The organism is Vreelandella olivaria (assembly GCF_023507745.1).
Classification (GTDB): Bacteria; Pseudomonadota; Gammaproteobacteria; order Pseudomonadales; family Halomonadaceae; genus Vreelandella; species Vreelandella olivaria_A.
Genome location: NZ_JALPZO010000151.1, coordinates 1 through 3,306, shown reverse-complemented (window position 1 = coordinate 3,306; position 3,306 = coordinate 1). Strand labels below are relative to the sequence as shown.

Genomic DNA, 3,306 nt, shown 5'->3' with positions numbered 1-3,306 from the left:
AAAGAAAGACCGAAGAAGAGTCTTGGTGGGCTGACACCTTCAGCCTATGCCGAGCAACTGGTGGTAAAACACGATAAAGTTATTTCTGACTCTAAACCCGGCTGCTACTGAAGATGGGGTGACGTCGTTGCTTCTTGGTGTGACTTCGTAGATGAAAAAGTGAATCGGCCTTTCCTGACCAAAAGTTAGCTCGGTGGTTTGTGCGTATCACTAATATCGATTACGGCCCGCTGAAAAGCCCGAGCAAGCTCTGGCTGATGGCACAAGAATAACGAACGGATCAAACGCGTAATGCGCAGGTGGTTGTGGCCGCCGGCTTTTAACCAAATATGGGACTGGATGGAAAGAGTAGATTGTGCGGAAATGGCGTTGCCTTCGCGCGCAAGGCCGAAAAAATCCAACATTACGTCAAGAGAGCGCTGCTGGTGCTGGCGTAATAGATTGTCTCCCTCAAACGCCGCTTGTACCACTGAGGTTAACAATGGTGCAAAGGCGTTAAAGCGGCCTGCTTCGGGAATGGGAAATAGCCACTGAATATAGTCATGGGTGTGTTCCAGCCAGAAGGGCGAGAGCGCCCAGATATCACTGAGATAGCGGCCTTTATGATCGATCCCTTCGCCACGATGAAACGCGATTAAGCGAGCGTCATTAGCCATTATGCTCCTCGCACCAAAAGCTCATTGAAACCATGCAATGCCATTTCGCGTGCATGGCGTTCAGTGTCTGGATCGTGATGTGCCGCGATACGTTCTAGTGCGCGCACATAGGCTGACGGTAAGCCGTGTTCTCGTGCGCCATTTAATACGTGATGCTTGTACCAGGTGTACGGGTGCATGCCAGTAGAAGTGATTTTGCCTACATACGCTTGAACTTCAAATTGCCCTTCACCCGCAAGGTCAGTGACTGTCAGCCAGGTTTCATCGTAGGCAACACCAAGTCCTTCGTAACCATCCAGTGTCGGTTTATGATGCGGCGCTACCTCCCATACAACGCCATAGACAGCGGACTGGCTGGATGCCGGTACAATATCGCACTTGCCCGAGCTATCCCCTCCACGTTGGTGAAAGGCAAGACGATAGGCAGGCAACATCGCAGTAGTCATAAACCTTGCCGGAATCCGCGCGGCCAAGCGCTGAGTCGACATGTTAGAGCCATAAGCAAAACAGAGCATGGCTATCTCCTTTATAAGTGGCTTGGCTTTTTAAGCTGTCGTGACTGACTCTTGGTATTGGGCAAGCACCTGCTCGGCATTCGCTTTAAGTGTGTCACGCCATGCGGCTGGTGCGATCACTTTGACGTTCGCCCCCATGCCCATTAGCCACCACAGAGTTTGCTGGTCATCAGGCACGCAGGCAGTAAGGCGGTGCCACTTGCTATCGGGGAGGGCTTCGATCGTTTGTGTATCGGCAATGGGCGTCTCTTGCAATAACCAGGCAACCGAGCGGGTGATCTCTGCCTCCAGAGTGACGTCACCCGGCCCTTGCCGGTAACCAAAAGCACCGCCCTGAATATAGGCATCAATATCGAATGCCTCCGTTGCCTGCCATTTCACATCGCTCAAGGCCACTTGCTTAACTCGATGTAGCGCAAACTGGCGCAAGTCACTGAAGCCTTCAACTTGGGCGAGGAGGTACGTCGCGCTATGGCGACTGACAATGCCTTGTGGGTGAAGGGTAAAGTGCTTGTTCGTCTCGGTAGTGCGCGACAGGTAGGTGACATCAATGGCTTTCTGCTCTAGCAGCGCTTGGGCAACCGTTTGCCAAGTGGTTTCCTCTAGCTCTGCAGGAATTAACGCCATGCCATTAGGAATAGCGCGCACTTTACGTGCCCATTGGCTCAGCCCGTTTGAAGCAAGTTCATCTAACAGGCGTCGGGCATCGGTAAAGTGGGATGAAAGTTGTCCGACCACGACAGGCGGCAGTAAACCTTTTAAATACTCCTCAGCCAGCACCAGTGTTAAGGCGCTAGGCACATCCAACGCCGGCAAATGGCACTGAAAATCACGATCAAAATACCATTTATAGGGTTTTTCACTATCGTCGCAGCCAAGGGGAAAATGCGAAGAGAGCTTCTGGCTGAGGTCGCGTTGCAGCGAGCGTACGTCAATATTAAACCCGCGCTCAGCGAGTTTTTCTTTCAGTACAGGGGTGGCAATGCGTCCAGGATAGCGGGGAATTAACTGCAGAAGCGTCAAGTAGCGAAAAAGTGTATCGCGAGCATCAGACATAGATTTGCTAACCCTGGGCGTTATGATGAAAACATGCAAGCTTAACGTGACTCACAAAACTTAGCGACTCTATCGGGTAGCGCGTCGCCCTCCCGGGCGATCAAGTGAGCTCGGTGTCGCCATAGAGCAGTCATGCGTTGATCTGGAGTAGCATTAGGAAAATGCGACCATAGCGCTGCGGGGTGAATGTCGGTAGTCACTTCAAGAGATGTGTCGGGGTGCCCTTCTAGCCAGTGATACACCTCTATAGCGCTGCGGCCAACGCATACTGGGAATAGCAGCGCATGCAAAGGTAGCGGTATGCCGAGAGCCATCAGCAGCGCGTTGACTTCATGGTCACACGCTAGGTGCCAACGATGTCGATCGGCCACAAGCGGGGCGGTTAAATGGCCAGCCACGCAATGCCAGATGAGGTGGGCATGCAAAAAGCGTCGAGACTCATCAGAGAGGCTTGCGCTATAACGAGGGCAAAAATAGAGATGTCGGCCATCCGTGCTTGCCGTGGCTATTTGCTGATGCAGCACAGGAGTTAGAATTAAAAAATTGCTGAGCATCTCCATGACGGGGAGTATTTCTGCCCAATAGGCGCGATCCGCATGCCACTTCGCTAATTCTTGCTGTGCATCTGCGGTTGCTGAAGCTGAACTTACCAACATATTCATACCGTACCTTCCCTGAAGGGTGAGGTGTCATAAGCTACGGTATGGGTGCGACAACTTAAGCCGCATAAAAGCAAAGAATACCTAAGGCTGTTCGGATAACCAGTTTTGTATGAGGTGCTTAGCTACCCATGAGGGTTCGCGTTTCGCAACAAGCGTGCTTGGCTCAACTCCCAACGCTGGATTTTTTTAAATCAATTATTTAGATGCTGGTTATAAAGTATGGGGCTGAGGGCTGGGTGCTAATGAACATTATAATTCTAGCCATGTTTCAAGCAAATTCGGAGATAGGGCTGAATCGCCCCAGGTTTCGTAGACACCTCTAGGCCTTATACTAAAGGTATCTAGGAGGATCCATGAGCCGTCCCCGTTACACTGAAGAATTCAAAATCGAAGCCGTTAAACAGGTGGTAGAGCGTG

Annotated in this window: 4 protein-coding genes; all 4 read right to left on the bottom strand. The window is 51.5% G+C overall.

Annotated features, from left to right (window positions below; translation table 11 throughout):
• Positions 1–185 precede the first annotated feature (185 nt).
• The 4 genes from HP566_RS18180 to HP566_RS18165 are packed head-to-tail and all read right to left on the bottom strand — an operon-like array spanning position 186 to position 2,889.
• Entirely contained in the window at positions 186–656 is a 471-nt protein-coding gene (locus tag HP566_RS18180) for an opioid growth factor receptor-related protein (RefSeq protein ID WP_249978731.1), read from the bottom strand.
• Complete coding sequence (locus HP566_RS18175) at positions 656–1,171, bottom strand: gamma-glutamylcyclotransferase family protein (RefSeq protein WP_180091730.1); 516 nt, start codon at positions 1,169–1,171, stop codon at positions 656–658. The genes HP566_RS18180 and HP566_RS18175 overlap by 1 nt, the downstream gene beginning before the upstream one ends.
• Before the next feature lie 30 nt (positions 1,172–1,201).
• Complete coding sequence (locus tag HP566_RS18170) at positions 1,202–2,227, bottom strand: helix-turn-helix transcriptional regulator (RefSeq protein WP_249978730.1); 1,026 nt, start codon at positions 2,225–2,227, stop codon at positions 1,202–1,204.
• Positions 2,228–2,268: 41 nt separating this feature from the next.
• Positions 2,269–2,889: a DUF2201 family putative metallopeptidase gene (locus tag HP566_RS18165; RefSeq protein WP_249978729.1), complete on the bottom strand. Its 621-nt coding sequence runs from the start codon at positions 2,887–2,889 to the stop codon at positions 2,269–2,271.
• Between the last annotated feature and the right edge of the window lie 417 nt (positions 2,890–3,306).